Genomic DNA, 24,177 nt, shown 5'->3' on the forward strand with positions numbered 1-24,177 from the left:
AGCGACCTTGTGGGAAAGGCCGTCAGAAGCTCCAGCTGTAGAGGCCGCCGCCTGTGGTCACCGCAGACGCCGCGAGCCGGGCGACTCCTTGCAGGACCGCCGGCGGAGCATCGTCGGTCATGTCGTCCCCGTCGGCAGACCTGAGCCGCGTGGTCCAGCGATCGGCCGGCTCCGCCGGCTCGGTGGAGCGGGCGTTGGCCAACGCCCGGGTCAGCCGCCGCGGCAGAGCGAACACCTCGACGCCGTCGTTCAACGGGGGAGTGACCCACTCCGGCCACAGCCCCCGAGGGCTCCTCGAAGTACATGTCCCACTCGGCGATGGCACTGTCCGGCTCAATGAAACGGCAGGTCACAGACTCGAAGGCCTCACCAGGCCCCCGCAGCCGCGTCGCTGCGGCGGTCCTGTCATCGGGAGCGGGGAAGACACTGTGTCGTGGGCCGTCTCGGCATGACGGCAGCCGCCGAACCGGCGCCGATGACGGTCGTCGCGACCGGGTGACATCCACTTCGACCGGTCACCAGCGCCTCCGGGGCCGACTCGCCGGCCGCATTGTCGGAGCCGCGTGCGAGGGTGCGGGCATGAACGGAAGTGATGTGCGCGAGGTGGCCGCCGGGGGCGGCGCGGCCGACGCCGACGCGGCGGTGATGGCCTGGGGGCGGTTCTGGCAGCTGGTGGAGCTCCTCGGGGGCGAGTCGGGTACCGCGACGTGCCAGGGCCTCGAGGAGGGCTGCGCCCGGCTGACGGAGGCTCTCGTCCGCGAGCCGGTGGGGCAGGTGATCGGCTTCGGCGAGCGCCTCGCGGAGGCGTTGTACCGGATCGACCGGGAGGAGTTCGGCTCCTTGCCCGCCCACTCGGCGGAGCTGCCCGGCGAGCCGGCGCTGCCGCAGTCCGACGACGGCTTCCTGTACGCGCGGGCCGCCGTGGTGGCCGCCGGGCGGGAGGTCTACGAGGGGGTGTTCGGTGCGCCGGAGCGGTTCGCGCCGTTCGCGAGCCGCCACTGCGAGGAGCTGCTCCACGTGCACGAGGAGGCGTACGAGCAGCTGACCGGCGCGGAGTGGGAGCACCTCACCCGCTACGACTACGAGTCGTGTGCGAACCGGGAGGGCTGGCCGGGCCTGCACGGCTGAGCGGGCGTGGGAGGTTCTGGGCGGGCCGGCCACCCTGCCCCGGCCGGGAAACCGGTTGGTGGGCGGGTCGGGGCCGCCCGTAGACTCCGGTGCTCGTGACCGAGACCAGCACCATCGCAGCCGCCCGCGCCGCCGACGCCGAGGTGATCGGCTCCGCCGTCGCCGCCGCCGGGCAGGGCATGATCGACCGCGAGACCGTGGCCGAGGTGGTGGTCCTGTGCGCGGTCGCCGGTGAGCACCTGCTGGTCGTCGGCGCACCCGGCACGGCCAAGTCCGAGGCGGTCCGGCGGATCGCCGGGCAGCTCGGCGGCCGCTACTTCGAGTACCTGCTCGGCCGGTTCACCGAGCCCAATGAGCTGTTCGGCCCCGTCGACCTGCGCCAACTGCGGGAGGGCCGGGTGGAGTTCGAGACCGCCGGGATGCTTCCCGAGGCCGAGATCGCCTTTCTCGATGAGGTGTTCCTCGGCTCCACCGCCGTCCTCAACACCCTGCTCGGCCTGCTCAACGAGCGGGTCTTCCGGCGTGGTCGCACCGTGCTGCACAGCCCGCTGCGGGTCTGCGTGGGCGCCGCCAACCACCTGCCCGACGATCCGGCGCTCGCGGCCTTCGCCGACCGCTTCCTGGCCCGGGTCTTCGTCGAACCGGTGGCGGACGCGCGGCTGGAGGAGCTGCTGGAGGCCGGCCGCCGGCCCGCGACGGCCCCGCTCCACACCCCGGCCCCGCCCCACCCGCTGGACCTCGCCGACCCGACCGACCCGACCGCTCCGGCCGACCGGCTCGCCGCCCTCGACCGGCTCGCCGCCGCCGCGCGCGCCTGCGACCTCGACGAGGTCACCCCGCTGGTGGCCGCCGCGCTGCGGCGGCTGCGCGCCGCGGGCGTGCCGATCAGTGACCGGCGGGCGGTCCGCTCGCAGAAGCTGGTCGCCGCCGCCGCCGTGCTCGATGGCCGGACCACGGCCTCGGCCCGGGACCTGTGGGTGCTGCCGCTGGTCGCCCCCACCGCCGACGCCCAGGCGCAGGCCCGTGACACCCTCGCCGACCTGGTCGAGAAGGCCGCCAACCGCAGCCTGGTGCACGCCGCCGAGGAGCTGTCCCGCAGCTCGGCGGCCCGCGCCGAGCGGCTCGTCCGCACCGGTACCGCGCTGCTGGCCGCCCACCGCACGCTTCCCGAGGGCCGCGACTCCCGGCTGCGGCTGGAGGCCGCACTGCGCGAGATCGACGCCGGCTTCGACCCGGCCGACCTGTCGGGTGCGCTGGCCGGGATACGCGCCGAGCTGGTTGCGGCGGTCGCCCCCTCGTGACGGCCGCCGCCCCTCCGTCCTTCCCGCTCCGCTGGGAGCGCCGCGAGCCGCCGCTGCCCGCTGCCGCCGTGCTCGCCCTGGGTGACGCCGTGCCCGCCCTGGCCGTGGCCGCGCGCGAGCGGCTGGTCGGCGGCGCCCGGCTCGGCGTGGTCGCCGGCGACGGTGCGCTGCTGGTCCTGGGGGCCGAGGCCGACCTGCCGTGGGCGGACGGCACCCGCTACCTGGGCGTCGACGCCGGCGTGCTGGTGCCCACCACCGCGCGTCCCCGGCCCGCGGCCGCGCTCTGGCGCACCGCGGTCGGCGCCGAGGGCGACCGGCTCTGCGTCCTGCTCCCCGGTCACGCCCTGGTCGCCGACCCGCCACCCCCGACCACCGACCCGGCCGCGCTGGACCCGTACACCGGTGACCCGGCCGCCGGGGGCGCGAAGAGCGACGCCCCGACCACCGACGCCCCGACCACCGACGCCCCGGCCGCCGGGAGCGCCCCGCGATGACCACCCGCCTCCCCGCCGCGCTGGCCCCCTGGGCCGCCGGCCTCTCCGCGCTGACACCCGAACTCGCCGTCGCACTGGGCCCGCTGCTGCGCCGCCTGGACGCCCTGATCGGCGCGGGCGAACCCGCCGTCGACGACCGCGGCACCCCGGACGGACACGGCGGGCTCACCCGCTCCGGCCGGCCCGACCAGCTGCTGCCCTCGGAGTGGCTGCTCGCCGACGAGGCCCCCGACGAATTCCTGCGCCGCCTGGCCGAGGGCGAACTCCTGCACCTGGCACCCGAGTTCCGCGCCCCGGCGGCCCGCGGCCGGATCGTCGCGCTGGCCGACACCGGCCCCACCCAGGCCGGCGCCGGCCGACTCGTCCAACTCGCCGCGCTGCTGGTCCTGCACCGCCGGGCGGCCGAGCGCGGCGCCGAGCTGGTCGTCGGCATCCTCGGCGACCCGCCCGGCCAGTGGCTCACCGGCGACCTCCCCGAGCTGCTGCCGCGCTGGCTCGAAGCCCGCCGGCACGCCGACCCGACGCCCGAGGACGTCGGGCGGGCCGAGCAGGAGCTGGACGCCGCCGACCGGTCCTGGCTGCTCACCTCACCCCGGCTGGCCGACCGGCTCGTCTCCCACCGGCGGGTCCTGGCGAGCGAGCCGAGCGGCTGGAGCGCCGACGGCGCCATGCGCGTCACCGTCCGCCTCGCGCGGACGAGCGTCGACCTGCCGCTGCCCGCGACGAAGATCGCCGTCCGGGCGCTGCGCGGGGCCGAGTTCCGCCGGGCCGCGCCGGCGGTCGTCACCCTGCCGGTCGCGACGACCGGGCGGGCGCTGCCGGCCTTCACCACCGAGGCCCGCACCCTGCTGCTGCGGGGTGTGCACGCCAACACCCTGCTCGCGGTCAACCTGCCGAGCAGCGCGAGTCAGCACCCCGCCCCGCTCCAGGCCCGCCGCCACCACCTGCACGGGCCGGTCGTCGCGGCGGGCCGGATCGGCCGGCGCCTGATCGCCCTGCAGATCCGGAACGAGCGGCTCGTCCCGTACGTCAGCGGCCGCCCGCTCGGGGAGAGCGGCGAGTACACGGCCGAGCTGGGCGCCCTCGGGCTCGACCGGACCCTGCTGGAGGAGCTGCTCACCGGCCCGGTCCGGCCGGTGCTGCGCGACGGCGACGACCTGCTCTGCCCGCTGGGCGGCCGGTGGTGGCGGATCGCGCGGGACGGCAGCGCCCGGGACGACGGGCCGCTGGCCCCGGGGACGGAGGAGCGCGGCTTCCAGCGGTTCCGGGAGCGGCGGCTGTTCGGGCACCCGCTGGTGCCCGCGGCCGAGCGGGCCCGGCACGTCGTCCACGGCGGCACCACCCAGGGCTGGTCCGAGGACGGCAGGAACTGGGTGCTGCAGTGCCGCCAGGGCGATCCCTTCCCGCTCTCGTTCCGGGAACACGCCGACGTGGTCGGCCTCGTCCACGACGGCGGGCTCCCGGCACTGATCACCTGCACCCGGAGCGGCCGACTGGTGCGCAGCGTCCGGGCGGACGGCACCCGCACGCTCAGCCGCTTCTCCGGCGGCTCCGCCCCGCCCGCCGTCCACCCGACGCTGCCCCTGCTCGCCGCCGAACCGCGTCCGGGCCGGGTCGTGGTCGGTGACGCCAACACCGGCCGCATCCACCACCACCTCGGGAGCGACCAGTGAGCGCGACGGCCGCAGTGTTCAGGGGCACCGTGACCGCCGCGGGCTTCGTCCTGGACGCCCCGGTGATCGGCGAGGGCGAGGCCGCCGAGCGCGTCCTGGCCCGCTGGGAGGACGGCGCCGACCTGCGCCGGCTGCCGGACGGCCGCTGGCTGCTCGTCCTCGCCGAGCCGGTCGGGACACGGGGGGACGGCGCACCCGGGCTGCCGCTGCGGCGGTCGGACGGCGGCGGCCTGGCAGCCGTCGGCACCGAGGGCGCCGCCGTGCCGCCGGGCCGGCTCGCCCTCACCACGGCGGGCGCGGTGACGACGCACCGGATCGCGGACCTGCCGCCGTTGGACCCGTCCGGCTGGCTCGACCCGGCCGGGCTCACCCTCCACCGGCTCGCGCCGGTCGGCGCGGTGGCCGAACCCGGGCCGGTCGCCGAGGACCTGCCGCGCCGGGCCCGGCCGGACCTGCGGGCGGCGGCCGGGATCGGGGCACGCTCCGCGCGTGCCGGCCGCCTGACCGGGGCGGCCCCGGCGGGCGGCCGGCTGCGCCGGCCGTTGCGCGCAGCGAGCCGGCCGGGCCCGTCCCGGCTGTCCGGGCTGTTCCGCCGGCCCTGGCTGCCCCGCTGGGGGGACGCGTCCGGACCGGTGGCGTTCATGGCGACGGCCGGGCTGATCGTGGTGGCCGCCCTGCTCCTGGTCCTCTGGTTCGCCCACCTGGCCCTGGAGCGTGGCATCCACCCCGGCGGGATCCTCGTCGCCCTGACCGTCGCCTTCACGATCGCCCGGGTCCGGGGCAGCCGGGACAGCACCTCCGACGCCGCCCCGGGCACCACCACGCCCGCCGCCGCCCGGCCACCCCGTCCGCGCAGGGCGCCCCGCACCCGCCGGCCGCTGCTGGGCGGCCTGCTCGCCCGCCTCGTCGTGCGCACCCCCGCCGGCCGGCTCGTCCGGGGCCGCCACGCCCGCTACCTGCGGGAGCTGACCCGCGCCTTCGAGCAGCGCCGCTGGGAGGACGCCCTGCGCGACGCCCTGCGACTGTCCGGCGACGACGGCGCCACCGAGCAGGGGTGGCTCTCGCTCGGGCTGCCCCGCCGCTTCGCGGGCGCGCTGCGCCCCACGCCCACCACCGGCGGTCCGGGAGCGGTCTCCCCGATGTCCGGATCGGCCGTGCAGCAGCACCTGGCCGGTCTCTACCGGCAGGCCGCCGACGCCCTGGAGCGCGAGGGCCGGATCGACGAGGCCGCGTACGTGCTGGCCGACCTGCTGGACACCCCGGCCGAGGCGGTCGCCCTGCTGGACCGGCACGGCCGGACCGCCCAGGCCGCCGAACTCGCCGAGGGCCGCGACCTGGCCGCCGATCTGGTGGTGCGGCTCTGGTGGCGGGCCGGCGAGCGCGAGCGCGCGATCCGGACGGCGCACCGGCGGGCCGCCTTCGCGGATGCGGTCGAGCGGCTGGGCGCCGACGACCCGCCGGCCGGGCGCGAGCTGCGGGCGGCTTGGGTCGAACACTGCCGGGCGGGCGGCGACCGGCTCGGCGCGGTCGAGGCGGCCTGGCCGGACGAGACGCTGCGGCCCACGGTGGCCGCGGACCTGCGCGACGCGGTCGCGCTCGGCGGCCCGGCGCGCGGCCGGGCGCTGGCCCACCTGCTGGCCCTCGGCGCCGGGGAGGCGACCCGGGCGCTCGCCCGGGCCGTCCTGGAGGACGACGGCGACGGCAGCGACAGCGGCGAGGGCGGTCGCGCGCGGACGACCGGCCGGTCCGCGCTGGCCACCGCGCTGGCCGAGCTGCCGGGCGCGGACCCGGCGGGCGACCGGGAGCTCGCCACGGCAGCGGTCCGCGCCGTGGTCCGGGACGGCGGCTTCGGCGACGCGGGCAGGCTTCACAAGCGCACCGAACAGGCCCTGTTCGAGCAGCTGGTGAAGCGCGCCGACCCCCTGGCGGCGGCGGATCTGCCACGACCGCGGCGCGCCACCGGCCCCACGGCCGGCGGTGGCGGCGACCTGGCCTTCCTGGACCGGCCCGGGACGCTCCCGGTCCTGGACGCGGCGCGGCTGGAGTCGGGCCTGCTGCTGGTGGCCTGCGGCCAGGCGGGCGTACGGCTGCTGGGACCCGACGGCCGGGTCCGGGCCCGCTGGGACGTCCCGGCGGACGAGCTGGTCCTGGCCGACCACGGCGGCACCGCGCTGCTGGTGGCCCGCTACGGGCAGGTCCGCGAGATCTCCCGGCTGGACCTCGGCACCCGTACCGTCCGGCACTGGAGCACGCTGCGGGTGCGCGGGCTCGTGCCGTCCTTCGACGGCCGGCAGCTGCTGACCGTGGACGAGGACGGCATCGCCGTCCTCGACACCCTGGCAGCGCGCCCGACCGTGGTGTGGCGCGAACTCGGCGGCGAGCAGCGGCCGGTCGGCCCGGTCGTGCGCACGCCCACGTCCTGCGCGGCCGTGGTGTCCTCCCGCCTGGCGGGGGGAGGGGAGCTGACGGAGCTGTGGCGCTGGGACCAGCCCGGCTGGGAGCTGCGCTCGCGCACCGGACTGGACGCCGGGAGCCTCACCGGGGGCACGGCGGTGCTGGCGAGCGGCCGGCTGCTGACCGCCGAGCCTGACCGGGAACAGGGTCGCACCGCGCTGCGCTGGTCGGCCGACCAGGCACCGGTGGAACAGCTCGTCGAGGGCGTCGCCGCGGCGGGCCCGGTCGTCGACGGCGAGCACTGGGCCCTCACCCTCACCCCGGCGGCCGACGGCACCGTCCGCGTCCGCACCGGCACGGCGACCGCCACGACGCCGCTGCGGACGCTGCTCCTGCCGAACGCGACCACGACGCGGAGCCTGCCGGGGGAGGCGGCTGCGACCACCTCCTCGGTCGGCCTGCGCCACCACGGCGGCGCGCTGACGTTCTGGCACCGCTCCGGCCGGCTGCTCGCCACCACCGCCGACGGCTCCGCCGTCCTCGCCAACCTGCGCGTCACCGCCGGCTGACGCGGGCGCGCCGCCCGAGCCGAGCGACCTCGGCGGCCGCCGCGCACGCGGGCCGGGTCCGGGCCCGCCGGCCAGCCCACCCCGCGCGACGAATCCGTGGTCGCCCGCCGCCGGCGGGACGACGGCCGCCCGCCCGGCCTCGCCGGAGGCGGGCGGTGTGCAGCTCCGCGCGGGTGCCTCGGCGGCGAGCGGCCACCGGTGCGGCCAGGCGGCCGCGAGATCCAGGCGGTAGGCGCGCCGGAGGCGTTGGCCGGGGGCGGCCAGCCGGTCCCCGGTCCGGAACGGGTGGCGCGGGCGGGCCGGGGCGATCCGGTTGCGTTCGGCGTACCGGCGCGCAGCGGGATCGTCCCGCGCCGGTCACGGTGTTGTTGTGTCCCCTTCATGTGAGAGATGCTCAGCCGCGGCATCCTTCCGAACGGCGGAAGCGACCGCCGACCGTTCTGACAAGGGGACAAGACATCGTGACCGCACGCCGCGCCCTCGCCGGCACCTTCGCCACCGGTCTGCTCGCCGCTGCCGCCGCCCTCCTGCCGGTGCAGTCGGCGGACGCCACGACCGGCGCCGGTGAGCTCCCGTTCGGCTCGGCCACCACCGTCGGGCTCCACAACACCTACGACCCGGCCGCGTTCGGCTACCTCGCCCAGGGCCTGGACACCGGCACCGGCATGATCGAGCTGGACGCCTGGACGAACACCGTGACCAAGGAGTGGAAGGTCAGCCACTCCAACCCGCTGGGCAACTCCAACAACTGCGTCAGCGCGACCACCCCCGCCCAGCTCTACACCGGGGGCGCCAACAAGAACCTGGAGACCTGCCTGGACGACGTCCGGGTCTGGCTCGGGGCCCACCCCGGCGCCGGTCCGCTGGTCGTCAAGCTGGAGCTCAAGGCGGGGTTCGCCGCCAACCGCGGGATGGGCCCCGCCCAGCTCGACTCCCTGATCGCCGGCCACCTGGGCTCCGCCGTGCTGCGCCCGGCCGACCTGCTCGCCAAGCCGGGCGGCGGCTCGTACGCCACGGCGGACGAGGCGGTCCGCGCCGGCAACTGGCCGACCAGGGCGGCGCTCGCCGGGCGGGTGCTGGTGTACGTGATCCCCGGATCGCTGGAGGAGGGCAACCCCTTCGACACCCTGCCCACCGACGTCGAGTACGGGCGCCACCTGCGCGACCTGGCCGCGGCCGGGCGGATCGGCGACGCCCAGGTGTTCCCCGCCGTGCACGGCGCCGCGGCCGGCGACCCCCGGACCAAGTACGCGGAGGCGGCCATCCGCCCGTGGTTCGTGGTCTTCGACGGTGACGCCGCCGCCTACCTGGGCGGCATCGACACGGCCTGGTACGACAGCCGGCACTACCTGCTGACGATGACCGACGCGCAGAACGTCGCGCCCGCGATCAGCGCCACCGACCCCACCGCCGACCAGGCCCGCGGCCGCACGGAGCAGCTCGCCCGGGCGCACGCGAGCATCGTCTCCAGCGACTGGCGGGGGCTCCCCGCCGTGCAGTCCCTCGCCCTGCCGCGAGGCTGACCGCCCGCCCGCGCGCACGCCCGTCGCGCCCCCGCCCCTCCGCAGATCCGGGGCGGGGGCGCGACGGTCTACGATGTAATGTATGACTACTACGACTGACCATTACGAGCTGCGTGCCGGAGTGCCGGACGTGGAGACCTTCCGGCGGCTGCGGACCGGCGCGGGGATGAGCGACCGCCCCGCCGCGGCGGTGGCCGCCGGGCTCCCCAACACCTGGCACGGCGTGACGGTGCACCTGGGACCCGCCCCGGACGGGGAGGTGGTCGGGATGGGCCGGATCGTGGGCGACGGCGGGTCGGTGTTCCAGATCGCCGACGTCTGCGTCCTGCCCGAGCACCAGGGCCGCGGCCTCGGCGGGCGGATCATGGCGCTGCTCACCGCCGAACTGGAGAGCCGGGCCCCGGCCGGTGCGTACGTCTCCCTGATCGCCGACGGCGACGCCCACCGCCTCTACGCCCGGTACGGGTTCACCGGGACGGCCCCGCACTCGGTGGGCATGCACCGCCTGGTCTGACCTGCCTCCTCCGGCCGCCCGTCGCGCAGCCGGTCCGGCGCCCGGTTCCGCAGCCGGTCCGGCGCCCGGTTCCGCACGCGGTCCGGCGCCCGGTTCCGCGCCCGCCGCAGCAGCCCCCGCCCCGGGGTGACAGCCCGACAGTTGGTGTGCGACGCTGCACCTCGCGCGGAACCGACCGCGCTGCGGGGGAACCGGGGGCGGCCGCATGCACGACGGAACACGGCCGAGCGAACCTCGGCACGACGGCCGGAGCCGTTCCGCGGACGGTGTCCGCGACGCCGTCCGCGGGCGCAGGCCGGGCGGCCGGCTCGTCGGCGCCCTGCTGGTCCTCGCGGGCCTGTTGCTCGCCGCCTCGGCGCTGCGGCCGGACGGCGGGCTGCTCGGTGCGCCCTCCGCCACGGTGCCGGTCCGGACCGTCGGGTTCGTCCTGCTGCTCGCCCTCGGCGCGTTGATCGTCATCGGCCGGTTCGCGGTGCGCTACCGCGAGGAGGTCCGCCACCTGACCGGGCCGACGCCGTGGGCCGAGCGGCTGCGGGAGGCGACCGCGGTGCTCCTGGTCGGGGCCGCCGTCGCGGTGCCGGTGCTGATGTTCCTCTTCCACAAGCGGGTGGACACCGGACCGGTCGACCCGTCGCCGGACACGCCACCGCCGCCGGAGCTCGTCACCCTGCCTCCGGACCCCTCCCCGCCGCCCCGGCTCGGTGACCCGGCGTCCGAAAGCCTGCTCATGACGGTGCTCCTGGTGCTGCTCGGCGTTCTCGCCGTCGCCGTGGTGGTCGCCCTGGTGGTCGCCGCCGTCCTGCTGCTCTGGCGGCTTCGCCCCTCCCGTCGGCGACCGCCGACGGCGCTCCCCGCCGCACCGGCCCGGTCGCAGGACGCCCTCGCCGCCGCGGTCGTCACCGCACGGCGCGCCCTGACCGGTGACGACGCACGGGCGGCGGTGATCGCCTGCTACGCCGCGATGGAGGCCTCGCTGGCGGAGTCCGGGCTGTCCCGCCGGGCCCCCGACAGCCCGACCGAACTGCTGGAGCGGGCCGTGGCCGACGACCGCGTCGACCCCGTCCACGCGCGGGTGCTCACCGCGCTGTTCCGGGAGGCGCGGTACTCCACCCACCCGATGGACCGGACGCAGGTGAACCGGGCGCAGACCGCGCTCGACGCGCTCGCCGAGCGCCTGGCGGCCCGGGACGACCTGCCGCCGGAGCCGGTCGCGGCGGTCGGAGCCCCGGACGACCGGACCGGAGGCCGTCGATGAGCACCCGCCCGAACCGGCCGCCGGCCGGCCACGACTATTCCGCCGGCCACGCCGGCCGTGCCGACCGCGTCGACCCGACGGACCCGCCCCGCGACGGGCTCGCCGCACCGGGCTCGATCCGGCACAGCCTGATCGAGCTGACGGTGGCCGCCGTCCTGGCCGAAGTCCTGCTCGCCCTGGTCGGCGGCGCCTCCGCGGCCGCCGCCGGAGCGGTCCTGCTGACCGCCGCCGCCCTGGTCGCCGGCCGCTACGTCGCCGGCGCGGGGTTCCTCGACATCGGCCTGCGCAGCCGGCGGCGCCTGATGGACGCCCGCGAGCCCGGCCTCGGCGACTGGCGCTGGACCGTCCGTCAGGGCCTCGACCCGCAGGGCGACGCCCGGCCGCTGCGCGGCCGGCTCCGACGGCTCTTCGCCGCACGCCTGTCGGAGGTCCACGGCGTCTCGCTCACCGCCGACCGTGACCGGGCCGCCGAACTGATCGGCCCCCGACTGTGGCCGTGGATCGATCCGGAGAACCCGGATCCGGACGCGATCGTCCCGAGCCCCGTGCTCCTCGCGCTCGTCGACCGGCTCGAATCGCTCTAGCCGCCCCACCGGCCTCCCGCAGCACCCACCGTTCCCCGCAGGTTCCGGTCGATCGCCGCAACCGCCGCCCTTCAGGAGCACCATGACCGCCGTTCCCCAGGCCCAGGCCCCCGCCCCGGACGCCGCGCAGGCCCCGGACACCGAACACGCCCCGGGCGGTCCGACCGAGGTGGCCGTGCTGACACCGCAGGAGGCCGGCCGGCGCGCCCGTGCGGTGATCGAGGAGATCGAACGGGCCGTGGTCGGCAAGCCCGACGCCCTCCGTCTGGTGATGCTCGGCGTGCTGGCCGGCGGCCACGTGCTGATCGAGGACCTGCCCGGGCTCGGCAAGACCCTGCTGGCCCGCTCCTTCGCCACCACCCTCGGCCTGGACTTCCGCCGGATCCAGTTCACCCCGGACCTGCTGCCCTCGGACGTCACCGGCGCGCCGTTCTACGACCGGCGCAGCGGCGAGATGGTCTTCCGCCCCGGCCCGCTCTTCACCCAGCTGCTGCTGGCCGACGAGATCAACCGCACCCCGCCGAAGACGCAGGCCGCGCTGCTGGAGGCGATGGCCGAGGGCCAGGTCTCCGTCGACGGGGCCACCCGCCGCCTGCCGCAGCCGTTCGTGGTGATCGCCACCGCCAACCCGATCGAGTACGAGGGCACCTACTCGCTCCCCGAGGCCCAGCTCGACCGCTTCCTGCTCCGGGTGCGGATGGGCTACCTCTCCACCGGTCTGGAGGCCTCGATGCTCCGGGCCCGGCTGGACCGCGCCGTGCCCGAGCCGGTCCTGGAGACGATCAGCAGCCCGGCCGAACTGCTCGCGATGCGGGCGGCGTTGGAGCGGGTCGAGGTCGACGACGACCTGGTCGACTACGTGATCGCGCTGGTCCACGCCACCCGCGACGACGCGCAGATCCAGGTCGGCGCCTCCCCCCGGGGCGGTCTCGCGCTGGTCCAGCTGGCCCGGGCCCGCGCGATGCTGGAGGGCCGCGACTACCTGACCCCGGAGGACGTCAAGGCGCTCGCCGTCCCGGCGCTGGCCCACCGCATCACCCTCACACCGGAGTTGTGGGTGCGCCAGATCGAGGCGGACGACGTCCTGGCGCGCCTGGTCGCGGCCGTCCCGGCGCCGCAGACCCTGCCGCGCGCGGCCGGCGGCCGGGGGAGCGGCCCGGTGGCGGCCCCGGACGGCGCCCGGTGAGCGCCGAGCCGTCCGCCGAGCCGTCCGCCGAGCCCTCCGCCGCCGACCGGTCCGGGCAGCGGGCCCACCGGCTCGCCGCCCAGACCGCCGCGCCCGGCCGGCGCCCGGTCCGGCGGCTCGCCGGCCCGGCCGCAGGCCCCGGCCCGGGCCCCGTGCGCGGCCGCCCGGCCCGGACCGGCACCCGGAGCGCCGGCCGGACCGGCACCCGCGGCCCGGAGCGGGCCCCGGATCCGTCCGGCGCCCGGTCGGCCGCCCGCCTGGTGGCCCGCAGCGTCCGGGCCACGGAGGCCGGCCTGCCCACCACCCCGCCCTCGCCGCACTGGCGGGCCGGCGAGCGGGCCCTGCGCCTGCTCACCGTCGCCACCGTCGCGGCCGTCGCCGCGCTGGCCACCGGCCACGCCTGGCTGCTCGCCCTGGCGGCGGGTCCGGCCGTCCTGCTCGCCCTGGTCGCCCCGGGGCGCGGCCGGCCGTCCCGGCTCACCGCCGAGAGCACCGCCGCACCGCGCCGCTGCCTGGAGGGCGAGCCGATCACCGTACGGATCACCGTCCGCCACGACGGGCGGATCGGCCGGCTCGACCCGACCGTGGCCCTCGGCCCGGGCATCGCCCTGACGGCGGTGACCGTCGGCGCCACCGAGGTGGACCTGGTCGTCCGCGCCGAACGCTGGGGCCGCTGGACCCTGGGCAGCGCCGACCTCGACGTCTACGACGCCGGCGGGCTGACCCGCCGGACGGTGCGCACCGAGCTCGGCGAGGTCGACGTCTTCCCGGTGCCGAGCGCGGCCCGCCTCACCCCGATCCCGGTGCGGCTGCCGGAACGCCTCGGCGAGCACACCACCGCGCAGGAGGGCACCGGCGTCGAGGTCGTCGGCGTGCGCCCGCACGTGCCGGGCGAGCGCCAACGGCGCATCCACTGGCCGTCGACCACCCGCCGCGACGCCGTCCAGATCAACCAGTTCGCCGCCGAGCGGGCCGCCGACGCGGTCGTCCTGCTGGACACGCTGGCCGACTTCCGCGACGCGGCCACCGGCCTGTCCAGCCTGGACGAGACGCTGCGCGCGGCCGGCGGGCTGACCCGCGCCTACCTGCGCCGGCACGACCGGGTCGGCCTGATCGCGGTCGGCGGGAAGCTGCGCTGGCTCACCGCGGGCAGCGGGGACCGGCAGTTCTACCGGATGGTGGAGAGCGTGCTGGAGGTCCGTCAGGACCGGGGCCACCGCGTGGCCGCCGGCCTGCCCCGGCTCCCGCTGGCCGCCCTGCCCGGCCACGCGCTGGTGTACGCGTTCACCTCGCTCGCCGACCAGCGCATCCTGGACGTGCTCGGCCAGGTCCGCGACCGCGGCAATCCGCTGGTCGTGGTGGAGATCCCGGCCGGCGAACCGGCGGTGGAGCCCGGCGACGAGATCGGCGCCGTCGCCCTGCGGCTCTGGCACGCCGAACGTGAGGCGATGCGCTCGGCCCTGCGCGCCCGGGGCATCCCGGTGGTCCGCCACACCCCGGGCGAGGCGCTCGACCTGGCGCTCGCACCGCTGCTGCGCCGCCGGATCGGGGGAGGAGCCCGATGACCACGACCGCTGACGGGGCCGCGACCGCCACCGCTGACGACCCTGCCGTCGAGCCCCGGCCGGCGGCTGCCGCCCCGTGGGTCCGTCCGGTCGAGCGGGCCGCCCTGCGCTGCTCCGGCGTCGCCCTGGCGCTCACCGCCGCCGGGGTCGGCGGCAGCGCCGGCGGTGCGGTGGACCGGGCCGGGCCGGTCGCCGCGGCCGTCGCCGCCGCCTTCGCGCTCTGGGCCGCCCCGCCGCTGGAGGAGCCACCGCGCCACCCGCACACCTGGACCGGCCGCCTCGCGGCGTCGCGCGGCACCGTGCTGGCCGCCGGGAGCGTGCTGCTGGCCGCGCTGGGCGATCCCCCGCTCGGGCGGGTCGCGGCGGTGGCCGCCCTGCTGATCGGCTACCTGCTGCTCGTCGACGCCCTCGGCCCGCAGCGCCACCGGATCCGGCCCGCGCACGCGCTGGCCGCACTCGCCGCGTCCGGCCTGGTCCTGCCCGTCGCGTTCGCCTCGACCGGGGCGGGGGAGTGGTCGCGGCCGGTCGCCCTGATCGGCCTGGCGGTCGTCGGGTGCGGCCTCGCCCTGGCCCTGCCGCCGCGGCGCCGCCCCGGGGCGCGGCCGGTGGAGCCGCACGCCGGCGACTGAGCGGCGCCGGGCCCGCGACGGCCCGGCCGGGACGGCCCGCCGCGGCCGTCCCGGCCGCCCGCGCGTGGCGCCCCGGCGGCCCGGGGCGGCGGCCCCGGGTGGGCCGAAGGTCGCGCGCTGGCTACGATCGGTGAGCACGGGGCACAGGATGCGCCGGTCCGCGCGGCCGGCGTACGGCGAGGAACACTGGTGGGAGAGACGATGGCACACGCACGGGCCGGGCAGCAGGCGCAGCCGGACGACCTGGTGGACGTGGCGCGGTTGGTGACGGCGTACTACACGCTGCACCCGGACCCGGAGGAGCCGGGCCAGCGGGTGGCGTTCGGCACCTCGGGGCACCGGGGCTCCTCGCTGGACGCGGCGTTCAACGAGGACCACATCGCCGCCACCACGCAGGCGATCTGCGAGTACCGGGCCGCCCAGGGGATCACCGGCCCGCTGTTCCTCGGGGCGGACACCCACGCCCTGTCCGAGCCGGCCCGGGCCACCGCCGTCGAGGTGCTGGCGGCCAACGGCGTCACCGTCCTGCTGGACAGCGCCGACGGCTACACCCCCACCCCGGCGGTCTCGCACGCGATCCTGGCCCACAACCGGCGCCACCCGCAGGCGCTGGCCGACGGCATCGTGGTGACGCCCTCCCACAACCCGCCGCGCGACGGCGGGTTCAAGTACAACCCGCCGAGCGGCGGTCCGGCCGGCTCGGAGGCCACCGGCTGGATCCAGGACCGCGCCAACGCCCTGATCCGGGACGGCCTGCGGGGCGTCAAGCGGGTGCCCTACGCCCGGGCCCTGACCGCCGCGACCACCGGCCGCCACGACTACCTCACCGCCTACACCGAGGACCTGGTCTCGGTGCTGGACCTCGACGCGGTGCGGGCCGCGGGCCTGCGGATCGGCGCGGACCCGCTGGGCGGGGCGTCCGTCGCCTACTGGGGGCGGATCGCCGAGACGCACCGCCTGGACCTGACCGTCGTCAACCCGGTCACCGACCCGACCTGGCGCTTCATGACGCTGGACTGGGACGGCAAGATCCGGATGGACTGCTCCTCGCCGGCCGCGATGGCCTCGCTGATCGAGCGCCGGGACCGGTTCGCGATCGCCACCGGCAACGACGCGGACGCCGACCGCCACGGCATCGTCACCCCGGACGGCGGTCTGATGAACCCGAACCACTACCTGGCGGTCGCCGTCGACTACCTCTACCGCCACCGCGCCGACTGGCCGGCGGACGCGGCCGTGGGCAAGACGCTGGTCTCCTCCTCGATGCTGGACCGGGTCGCCGGCGACCTCAAGCGGGAGCTGATCGAGGTGCCGGTCGGCTTCAAGTGGTTCGTCGACGGGCTGCTGGAGGGCTCGATCGCGTTCGGCGGCGAGGAGTCGGCCGGGGCGTCCTTCCTGCGCCGGGACGGCGGGGTGTGGACCACCGACAAGGACGGCATCCTGCTGGCCCTGCTGGCCTCGGAGATCACCGCCGTCACCGGCCGCACGCCCAGCGAGTACTACCGCGACCTCACCGGCCGTTTCGGTGCCCCCGCCTACGCGCGGGTGGACGCCCCGGCGGACCGGGAGCAGAAGGCGCTGCTGGCCCGGCTGTCGCCGGAGCAGGTCCGGGCCGGCGACCTGGCGGGCGAGCCGGTCACCGCCGTCCTCACCGAGGCGCCCGGCAACGGCGCGGCGATCGGCGGGATCAAGGTCTGCACCGAGAACGCCTGGTTCGCGGCCCGCCCGTCGGGCACCGAGGACGTCTACAAGATCTACGCGGAGTCCTTCCACGGCGCCGACCACCTCGCCCGGGTCCAGGCCGAGGCGCGCGAGCTGGTCAACGAGGTCCTGGCCGGCCCCGCGGCCTGACCTCCCGCGCCGAGGCGCGGCGTCGGGGGCCCGGGTGGCGAGCGCAGGCCCGCCGCCCGGGCCCACCGCGACCCGCCATGACCGGTCGACCCCGTGTCCGTCCACCTCGGACGGGTCCGACGGATCGTCAATGATCCTCGGACGTCGGGAGATTGTCGGGTGCGCCGGGGCCCGGCCCGGCTCAGCTCCCGGCGGCCGGGGCGGGCTGTTCGGCGTCGCCGAAGCGCGCCAGGGTCAGCGCGCCCACGACGGCCGCGGCGAACCCGGCGACGGCGAGCGGCGTCGCGTCGTGGCGGGTGCGGTCGCCGAGCAGGAGCACCCCGACGACGGCCGGGCCCAGGGTCTCGCCGAGCACCATCGCCGCCGTCGCCGCGGTGACCGAGCCGCTCTGCATGGCCCAGGTCAGTGCGGTGAAGCCGCCCAGTCCGGCGACGGCGATCGCGTACGCCGACGGCTCGCCGAGCAGCTCCGGCAGTCGGGGCTCCGGCAGCACCCGCACCGCGACGCCCACCACCCCGAACTGCAGGCCGGCCACCAGGCCCAGCAGCGGGGCGCGCCGCGTCCCGGCCAGGTGGACCACCGCCCACCCGACGGCGGTCAGGACGATCGAGACCACCAGCACGCCCAGCCGCAGCGGCGGGTCGCCGGTGCCGCTGCCGTCGCGTCCGGCGGTCAGCGCGAGCACGCAGAGCCCGACGCAGACCGAGGCCACCCCGACCCACTCGCTGCGGCGCAGCCGGATCCGCAGCACCCGGGCCGCCCCGACGGCGGTGACGGCGAGCGCGGAGGCCAGGGCGGCCTCGACCACGTAGAGCGGCAGCCGCTCCAGCGCGACCAGTTCGGCGGCGAACCCCAGCATGTCCATCCCGACGCCCACCAGGAACGGCCACTGGCGGAACGCCCCGGCCAGCGCGGCGGCCTCGCCCGGCCGGTGGCCGACCGCGGCGCGGCGCGCACCCACCGCCTGGAGGACGGTGGCCGAGCCGGTGAGGAGGGCGGCCAGGAGCGCCGCCAGCAGGCCGAGGGACATGGGCCGACGGTACGGATCCGGGGCCGGTCGGGTGCGCCCGGCTCGCCGGTCGGAGGGCGCGGATCGAGGCCGCCGTCACCCGCCCGGACGCCCGGGCCGCCCGGGTCGGCGGGCCGTCACACCGGTGGTCCGACAGCTTCTCTGACGTCGCGTCGGCCGATCGGCGGGGGTCGAACGGCGGGTCGGTTTCCGGCCCGGTGACTGGTTGTCATGCGCAGTTGGACAAGAAGTTACTTTTCGGTAATCTCTGGTCGTCCCACGGGTGAACCACCCGCCGCTTCCTGAAGGAACCTCACGTGCACCTCCCCTGGTCCCACCGGTCCGGCCGCCTCGTGCGATCGGCCCTGGCCGTCGCCGCAGCCACCACCCTGTTCGCCGCCGTCCCGCCCCCGTCGGCCCTCGCGGCCCCCGCGGACGGCGCGGTCCCCGTGGGCGGCGCCAGTGCCGACGGGGGCGGCGCGACCCACCTCGACGCGGTCGAGCGCGCGCTGCGCGAGGTGTCGCCCGGCCTGGAGGGCACGGTCTGGGAGCGCACCGAGGGCAACGCGCTGACCTCCGCCACCGACGACCCGGCCGGCTGGCTGCTCCAGACGCCCGGCTGCTGGGGCGACTCCGCGTGCGCCGACCGCCGGGGCACCCGCGCGCTGCTCGCCCGGATGCGGGCCGACGTCGCCGCCGCCACCCGGACCGTCGACGTCTCCACCCTCGCGCCGTTCCCCAACGGTGGCTTCCAGGACGCCCTGGTGGAGGGGCTCAAGGCCTCGGCCGCCGCCGGTCACCACCTCCAGGTGCGGATCCTGGTCGGGGCGGCGCCGCTCTACAACGCGAACATCCTGCCCTCGCGCTACCGGGACGAGCTGCTCGCCAAGCTCGGCCCCGCGGCCGGTTCGGTGACCCTGAACGTCGCCTCGATGACCACCTCCCGCACGGCGCTCTCCTGGAACCACTCCAAGCTCCTGGTGGTCGACGGCCGTAGCGTGATCGCCGGTGGCATCAACGGGTGGAAGGACGACTACCTGGACACCGCGCACCCCGTCTCGGACGTCGACCTCGGCCTGACCGGGCCCGCCGCGACCTCGGCCGCGCGCTACCTTGACACCCTGTGGGCGTGGACCTGTGGCCGCACCGGCCTGTTCGACAACGCCTGGTTCGCCTCCTCCGACGGCGGCGCCTGCCGGCCCTCGATGGAACGCGACCTCAACCCCGCCGCGCCCGCCACCGGCACCGTCCCGGTGATCGCCGTCGGCGGCCTGGGCGTCGGCGTCAAGGCCGCCGACCCCGCCTCGGCCTACCGGCCCGGCCCGGTCGCCGGGGTCACCGAGACCCAGTGCGGCCCGCTCGCGCTGCACGACAACACCAACGCCGACCGCGACTACGAGACGGTCAACCCCGAGGAGAACGCCCTGCGCGCGCTGGTCGACAGCGCCCGCAGCCACATCGAGATCTCCCAGCAGGACATGAACGGCACCTGCCCGCCGCTGCCGCGCTACGACGCCCGGCTGTACGACCTGCTGGCCGCCAAGCTGGCCGCCGGGGTCAAGGTGCGCATCGTGGTCAGCGACCCGGCCAACCGGGGCGCCGTCGGCAGCGGGGGCTACTCGCAGATCAAGTCGCTCTCCGAGGTGTCCGACGTGCTGCGGGCCCGGCTGACCGCCCTGACCGGCGACCGGGCGAAGGCCGGCGCCGCGCTGTGCGGCAACCTCCAGCTCGCCTCCTTCCGCGCGGCCCCGACCGCCACCTGGGCGGACGGGCACCCGTACGCGCTGCACCACAAGCTGGTCGCGGTCGACGGTTCGGCCTTCTACATCGGCTCGAAGAACCTCTACCCCGCCTGGCTGCAGGACTTCGGCTACATCGTCGAGGACAAGGGCGCCGCGGCCCAGCTGGACCGCGACCTGCTCGCGCCGCAGTGGACGTACTCGCAGGCCGCCGCGACCGTCGACTGGACGAGCGGGCTCTGCCGGGCCTGATCGTCGGCCCCGACGCGATGCGGCCGGGGGCCGGGACGCCGTGGACCCCCGGGGTCACCCGGAGTCCCGGCCCCCGGCCGCTTCGTCGGTCCACCGGTCCTGGGCCCGTTCCCGGGTGTGACAGGGAAGGTGACGGCTCAGCGCATCGCCGCAGTTGGCGGCGGCCGCGCGGTGCAGCAGGGCGGTCAGACGGGTGGTGAACGGGCGGACCCGCCTTCGCAGGGCGGCGATGGCCCGGTTGTCGAGGCGTTCGACGGCGGAGGCCAGGGCCCGGCCGGCGCGTACGAGGGCGGCGCAGGTCAGGGCGGTGCGGTGGGCGGCGTGGTGCGGGAGTCTGCGGAACCGGTTCACGCAGGTGCAACATTCCGGCCGCCCGGCCGGTTCTGGTCGCCGCCCCCCTTTCTGGTGGCGAAAGCCCTGGCGCGCGCCCCTTCCCGGCGTCGCCGCCGTGGCGCGAGCGGTGGCGCGATCCGGTGGCGTGAACAGTGGCGCGGTGCGGGGGCGCGGTGCGGAGCCGCGGTGCGGGGGCGCGGGGCCGGGGGCGGTGCCTCGGGGTGGTCGGGATCCCGAAGCGCTTGCCGACCGGCGAAGTGGATGATCTGATCATCCTGCATCCTGCGGGGGCAGGGCAGGAATGCACGCCGCGGACGTCCGCCCGGTCCGGGCGCGAACGGCTGCGGCGGGGGAGGGGAAGGCCGATCGTCCTGCCCCGGAACGAGGGGGAGTACGTGCAGATGAAGAGACACACCGCCTGGCCGGCCCTGGTGGCCCTGCTGGGCCTGACGGGGTGCGCGGGCCTCGCCGACGGGTCGGCGGCGCCCGCGCTCGCGACCGCCACGGCCGGCGCCACCGGGACCACCTTCACGGTGCCGAGCATGCGGATGACCTGGACGCCCGACGTGACGCCGCCACCCGCGCTGGGGAGCGCCGCCGTCTCCCGGGGCGTGCGGATCACCCTCGCCGACCCGGTGCCCGACGGTGACGCGGCCCTCGTCCTGCGGGCCTCGATGACCAACACCGGAACCGAACCGGTCGGGGTGTCGGTCGTCCCGGAGCTGCTCTGCCGCCAGCCGGGCGGGGGTACCGGGCCGGCGCCCGGCACCACGCTGGTGAACCTCGGAGCGGTCGCGCCCGGCGCCTCGGTCGAGCGCACCGTCCGGGTGGGCCGGGCGACGGTGCGGTCCTGCACCGGGTCCACGGTCGTCGAGGCGATCCTGACGTACACGTCCGAGGACGTCTCGCTGTCCTCGCTGACCTGGTCCGTCCCGGAAGCCGTGGTCCGGCAGACCGGCTGACCGGCAGACCGGCAGACCGGCTGACCCGGCCGCCCGGCTCAGCCCGACACGTCGCGGGCGGTGCTGCTCCTGGCCACCAGGTTCCAGCTGATGACCCGTTCGGGATGCACCCGGAGGATCTCGTGGGCGAAGAAGTCCGGTGCCACCGGCGGGACGTCGACGGTCAGCAGCTCGGCGCGCCCGCGGATCTCCACGCCCCGGCCCCAGCCCGGCGCGGGCGCATCCGTGGCGTCGGCCGGCGTCATGTCGTCGACGAGGAAGGAGACCCGCGGGTCGCGGGCCGCGTTGCGGTACTTCTGGCTGGTGGCCATCCGGGGCCCGCCGATGTCGATGGTGCCGTCCTCGTTGAGCCGGAAGCCCACCGGCCGGACCTGGGGCGCTCCCTGCGGGCCGGAGGTGGCCAGCCGGCCGAGCGGCTGACCGGCCAGGTAGGCGCGCTCCTCGGGGGTGAAGACCATGACTGCTGCGCTCCGTTCGGTAGGGCCGGGTAACGCGTCGACCGTAGAGGGTGAAGCGGACTTGAGGTCAAGGACCCACCGAGCGGGGCGAGTCGAGGTGGTGCGCCTCCGGCGGTCGGGCTGCTCGGCCGGGCCGTCCGGTGATTCGGTGCATCTCGCCAACCCGCTGCTATTGCCGCTGGATTGACGATCCCTCAGGCTTCTTCCTCCGGAAGTCTTCGAGGGGGTGGGTCCATGGGCCCGACGCAAGGTCTTCGCCGTGTCCACGTCGTCCTCGGCGTCGCCACGGCGCTGGCGCTCGGCGCCGGCGGGGTGCTGCCCGCGTCGGCGGCCGCGCCCGAGGGGGTGGTCCAGGGGGCCCGGGCGGGGAACGCCGTCCCGGGCAGCTACCTCGTCGTGCTGAAAGCGCCGGCGGGCGGCAGCGGTTCGGTCGCGAGCAGTGCGGCGGTCCTCGCCCGCGCCTACGGCGGGACGGTCCGGCGGACGTACGACGCGGCACTGAACGGCTTCTCCGCCGAGCTCACCGAGCGCCAGGCGCGGCGGCTGGCCGCCGACCCGTCGGTCGCGCTGGTCTCGCAGAACCGCCGGCTGCGGGTGGACGGCAGCCAGCCCGCGCCGGACTCCTGGGGGCTGGACCGGATCGACCAGCGCCGCCAGCCGTCCGACAACCGGTACGCCTACCCGGACTCCGGCGGGCGGGGCGTCACGGCGTACATCGTCGACACCGGGGTGCGGATCACCCAGGAGGAGTTCGAGGGGCGGGCGTCGTACGGGTACGACGCCGTTGACGGCGACGGCGAGGCGGTGGACGGCCACGGGCACGGCACGCACGTGGCCGGGACGGTGGCCAGCAGCGTCTTCGGGGTCGCCAAGAACGCGCGGATCGTGGCGGTCAGGGTCCTGGACGACGACGGCTACGGCACCACCGAGCAGGTCGTCGCGGGCCTCGACTGGGTCACCCGGCACGCCGCCCGGCCCGCCGTCGTCAACCTGAGCCTCGGCAGCGAGCCGGACCCGGCCCTGGACGCGGCGGTCGCCAACTCGATCGCCACGGGCCTCACCTACACGGTGGCGGCGGGCAACGACGCCGTCGACGCCGCCGAACACTCGCCCGCCCGGGTCCCCACGGCGATCACCGTCGGGGCGACCGACGAGGACGACGCCAGGGCCTCGTTCTCCAACTACGGCCCGCTCGTGGACCTCTTCGCGCCCGGGGTGAACATCACGTCGACGCAGAACTGGAGCGACTACGGCGGGTTCGGCATCGACATGTCGGGCACGTCGATGGCGGCTCCGCACGTGGCGGGCGCCGCCGCGCTCTACCTGGCGGACCACCCGACCGCCACGCCCGCCCAGGTGGCCACCGCGCTCACCACCGCGGCCACCACCGAGGCGGTGGGCGACGCGGGGCCCGGTTCGCCCGACCGGCTCCTCTACACCGGCTCGGTGCCGCTCCGGCCACGCACCCGGTTCACCAACGCCACCCCGGTGCCCATCGACGGCGAGGGCGTCCACGAGTCCCCGATCACCGTCTCCGGGGTGGCCGGCAAGGCACCGAAGGACCTGGAGGTCCAGCTCGACATCGCCTACGAATGGCGCGGCGACCTCCGGGTCGAGCTGGTGGCGCCGAACGGCACGGTCCATCTGCTCCGCGAGGAGAAGATCTGGGACGGCGCCCCGGCGATCACCGGGATCGTCGGCGCCGACGCCTCGGCGAGCACCGCCAACGGCGTCTGGCGGCTGCGGGTGACCGACCTCTACGGCTACTGGACCGGGACGGTCAACAGTTGGGCCCTGCGGTTCTGACCGGCCGGCGGGGACCGGCCCCGGCGGGTGCTCAGCCGTCCTGGAGCGCGCCCGCCTCCTCGCGGATCAGCTCGCGCAGCGCCGCGAGCCGGGGCCGGTCGTCGTCGAGCCGCCACTGCATCTCCAGGGGCAGGACGGCCCGGCCGGTGAGCCGCACGGTGACCACCTCCTCGGTGAGGTGCCCGGTCATCGAGCGGGGGACGAGCGAGAACGCGCGGTTCTGGGAGAGCAGGTAGAGCCGCGAGCCGACGATGCGCGGCGGGCTGACCAGGACCGGCGGTTCGACGCCGCGCGCGGAGCAGAGGCCGAGGACGTGGTCGTAGTAGCGCGGGTGCTGCTCCCGGGGCCAGAGCAGGAGTGGGAGGTCCCGCAGCTCGTCCAGCCGGACGGTGCCGCGCCCGGCGAGCGGGTGGCCCCGGCTGAGCGCCACCCGGACGGGCTCGTCGGCGACCGTCTCCCGCCGGTAGCCGGGCACCTCGTCCAGGAAGCGGCCCAGGCCGATGTCGGCGAGCTCGGCGGCCAGCGTCGACGAGACGCGGCCGGTGTCGACGGACACCTCCGCCGTCTCCAGCGCGGGCAGTTCGCGCTCGGCCCGGCTGACCACGGCGGGCAGCAGCCGGTTCATGACGCTGGGGGAGGCGACGATCCGGGCCGTCCCCAGCCGCGACTCCTCGTGCAGCCGCACCCGGGTGAGCAGGGATTCGGCCCGGGCCAGCAGCCGGGCGCTCTCGGCGGCCATCACCTCGCCCGCCGGGGTGAGGCGGACCGCCCGGCGGCTGCGGTCGAACAGCTCGACGCCGACCGCCCGCTCCAGCCGGGCGACCTCCTGGCTGACCGTCGGCTGCGAGATGTGCAGGCGCTCGGCGGCGCGGCCGAAGTGCAGACCGTCGGCCACCGCGAGGAAGACTTCGAGTTGACGCAAGGTGAATCCCATAGCCGCGAGCCTATGGGA

General features: G+C 76.9%; 21 protein-coding genes. 16 read left to right on the top strand and 5 right to left on the bottom strand.

Going from position 1 to position 24,177, the window contains the following annotated elements; genetic code table 11:
* Positions 1-22 precede the first annotated feature (22 nt).
* Positions 23-253 carry a hypothetical protein gene (locus tag ACWDRR_RS21575; protein ID WP_449773788.1) on the bottom strand — a complete coding sequence of 77 codons (231 nt, stop codon included), beginning with the start codon at positions 251-253 and terminating at the stop codon, positions 23-25.
* Positions 254-579: 326 nt separating this feature from the next.
* Between ACWDRR_RS21575 and ACWDRR_RS21580 the strand changes: the two genes are divergently transcribed.
* The 13 genes from ACWDRR_RS21580 to pgm all read left to right on the top strand — a co-directional run bounded on the left by ACWDRR_RS21580 (position 580) and on the right by pgm (position 16,666).
* Complete coding sequence (locus ACWDRR_RS21580; RefSeq protein ID WP_449773789.1) at positions 580-1,128, top strand: DUF4240 domain-containing protein; 549 nt, start codon at positions 580-582, stop codon at positions 1,126-1,128.
* Between the two features lie 95 nt (positions 1,129-1,223).
* A complete protein-coding gene (locus tag ACWDRR_RS21585; protein ID WP_449773790.1) occupies positions 1,224-2,429 on the top strand; it encodes an AAA family ATPase in 1,206 nt (401 codons plus the stop codon).
* Positions 2,426-2,923, top strand: a complete 498-nt coding sequence (locus ACWDRR_RS21590) for a bpX5 domain-containing protein (RefSeq protein WP_449773791.1) — start codon at positions 2,426-2,428, stop codon at positions 2,921-2,923. Before ACWDRR_RS21585 ends, ACWDRR_RS21590 begins: the two co-directional genes overlap by 4 nt.
* On the top strand, positions 2,920-4,596 hold the full coding sequence (locus ACWDRR_RS21595) for a hypothetical protein (protein WP_449773792.1): 1,677 nt from the start codon (positions 2,920-2,922) through the stop codon (positions 4,594-4,596). The genes ACWDRR_RS21590 and ACWDRR_RS21595 overlap by 4 nt, the downstream gene beginning before the upstream one ends.
* Positions 4,593-7,559, top strand: coding sequence for a bpX6 domain-containing protein (locus ACWDRR_RS21600; protein ID WP_449773793.1), 2,967 nt, complete (start codon positions 4,593-4,595; stop codon positions 7,557-7,559). The genes ACWDRR_RS21595 and ACWDRR_RS21600 overlap by 4 nt, the downstream gene beginning before the upstream one ends.
* 461 nt (positions 7,560-8,020) lie before the next feature.
* A complete protein-coding gene (locus ACWDRR_RS21605; RefSeq protein WP_449773794.1) occupies positions 8,021-9,082 on the top strand; it encodes a phosphatidylinositol-specific phospholipase C domain-containing protein in 1,062 nt (353 codons plus the stop codon).
* An 82-nt stretch (positions 9,083-9,164) separates the two neighbouring features.
* Complete coding sequence (locus ACWDRR_RS21610; RefSeq protein WP_449773795.1) at positions 9,165-9,596, top strand: GNAT family N-acetyltransferase; 432 nt, start codon at positions 9,165-9,167, stop codon at positions 9,594-9,596.
* 205 nt (positions 9,597-9,801) lie between these two features.
* Positions 9,802-10,851, top strand: a complete 1,050-nt coding sequence (locus ACWDRR_RS21615; RefSeq protein ID WP_449773796.1) for a DUF4129 domain-containing protein — start codon at positions 9,802-9,804, stop codon at positions 10,849-10,851.
* Complete coding sequence (locus tag ACWDRR_RS21620) at positions 10,848-11,435, top strand: hypothetical protein (protein WP_449773797.1); 588 nt, start codon at positions 10,848-10,850, stop codon at positions 11,433-11,435. Before ACWDRR_RS21615 ends, ACWDRR_RS21620 begins: the two co-directional genes overlap by 4 nt.
* Before the next feature lie 82 nt (positions 11,436-11,517).
* Positions 11,518-12,621, top strand: a complete 1,104-nt coding sequence (locus tag ACWDRR_RS21625) for an AAA family ATPase (RefSeq protein WP_449773798.1) — start codon at positions 11,518-11,520, stop codon at positions 12,619-12,621.
* Positions 12,618-14,186 (top strand): DUF58 domain-containing protein, encoded by a 1,569-nt coding sequence (locus tag ACWDRR_RS21630; protein ID WP_449773799.1) that lies wholly within the window; start codon positions 12,618-12,620, stop codon positions 14,184-14,186. Before ACWDRR_RS21625 ends, ACWDRR_RS21630 begins: the two co-directional genes overlap by 4 nt.
* Positions 14,183-14,815, top strand: a complete 633-nt coding sequence (locus tag ACWDRR_RS21635; protein ID WP_449773800.1) for a hypothetical protein — start codon at positions 14,183-14,185, stop codon at positions 14,813-14,815. Before ACWDRR_RS21630 ends, ACWDRR_RS21635 begins: the two co-directional genes overlap by 4 nt.
* A gap of 201 nt (positions 14,816-15,016) precedes the next feature.
* Positions 15,017-16,666 carry a phosphoglucomutase (alpha-D-glucose-1,6-bisphosphate-dependent) gene (gene pgm, locus ACWDRR_RS21640; RefSeq protein WP_449773801.1) on the top strand — a complete coding sequence of 550 codons (1,650 nt, stop codon included), beginning with the start codon at positions 15,017-15,019 and terminating at the stop codon, positions 16,664-16,666.
* Positions 16,667-16,847: 181 nt separating this feature from the next.
* On the opposite strand, the gene ACWDRR_RS21645 is transcribed toward pgm, so the two are convergent.
* Positions 16,848-17,696, bottom strand: a complete 849-nt coding sequence (locus ACWDRR_RS21645; protein ID WP_449773802.1) for a hypothetical protein — start codon at positions 17,694-17,696, stop codon at positions 16,848-16,850.
* Between the two features lie 296 nt (positions 17,697-17,992).
* Here ACWDRR_RS21645 and ACWDRR_RS21650 point away from each other — a divergent pair, with 296 nt between their 5' ends.
* Positions 17,993-19,666 (top strand): phospholipase D-like domain-containing protein, encoded by a 1,674-nt coding sequence (locus ACWDRR_RS21650; RefSeq protein WP_449773803.1) that lies wholly within the window; start codon positions 17,993-17,995, stop codon positions 19,664-19,666.
* A gap of 54 nt (positions 19,667-19,720) precedes the next feature.
* Here ACWDRR_RS21650 and ACWDRR_RS21655 read toward each other — a convergent pair whose 3' ends face one another.
* A complete protein-coding gene (locus tag ACWDRR_RS21655; RefSeq protein WP_449773804.1) occupies positions 19,721-20,017 on the bottom strand; it encodes a hypothetical protein in 297 nt (98 codons plus the stop codon).
* Between the two features lie 383 nt (positions 20,018-20,400).
* Here ACWDRR_RS21655 and ACWDRR_RS21660 point away from each other — a divergent pair, with 383 nt between their 5' ends.
* On the top strand, positions 20,401-20,961 hold the full coding sequence (locus ACWDRR_RS21660; protein WP_449773805.1) for a hypothetical protein: 561 nt from the start codon (positions 20,401-20,403) through the stop codon (positions 20,959-20,961).
* Positions 20,962-20,999: 38 nt separating this feature from the next.
* On the opposite strand, the gene ACWDRR_RS21665 is transcribed toward ACWDRR_RS21660, so the two are convergent.
* Complete coding sequence (locus ACWDRR_RS21665; protein ID WP_449773806.1) at positions 21,000-21,419, bottom strand: PPOX class F420-dependent oxidoreductase; 420 nt, start codon at positions 21,417-21,419, stop codon at positions 21,000-21,002.
* Positions 21,420-21,653: 234 nt separating this feature from the next.
* Between ACWDRR_RS21665 and ACWDRR_RS21670 the strand changes: the two genes are divergently transcribed.
* Positions 21,654-23,225, top strand: coding sequence for a S8 family peptidase (locus tag ACWDRR_RS21670; RefSeq protein ID WP_449773807.1), 1,572 nt, complete (start codon positions 21,654-21,656; stop codon positions 23,223-23,225).
* 31 nt (positions 23,226-23,256) lie between these two features.
* Here the strand turns inward: ACWDRR_RS21670 and ACWDRR_RS21675 are convergent, their stop codons facing one another.
* Entirely contained in the window at positions 23,257-24,159 is a 903-nt protein-coding gene (locus ACWDRR_RS21675; protein ID WP_449773808.1) for a LysR family transcriptional regulator, read from the bottom strand.
* Positions 24,160-24,177: the final 18 nt, after the last annotated feature.

The sequence above is a fragment of the Kitasatospora sp. NPDC003701 genome, from assembly GCF_053587085.1.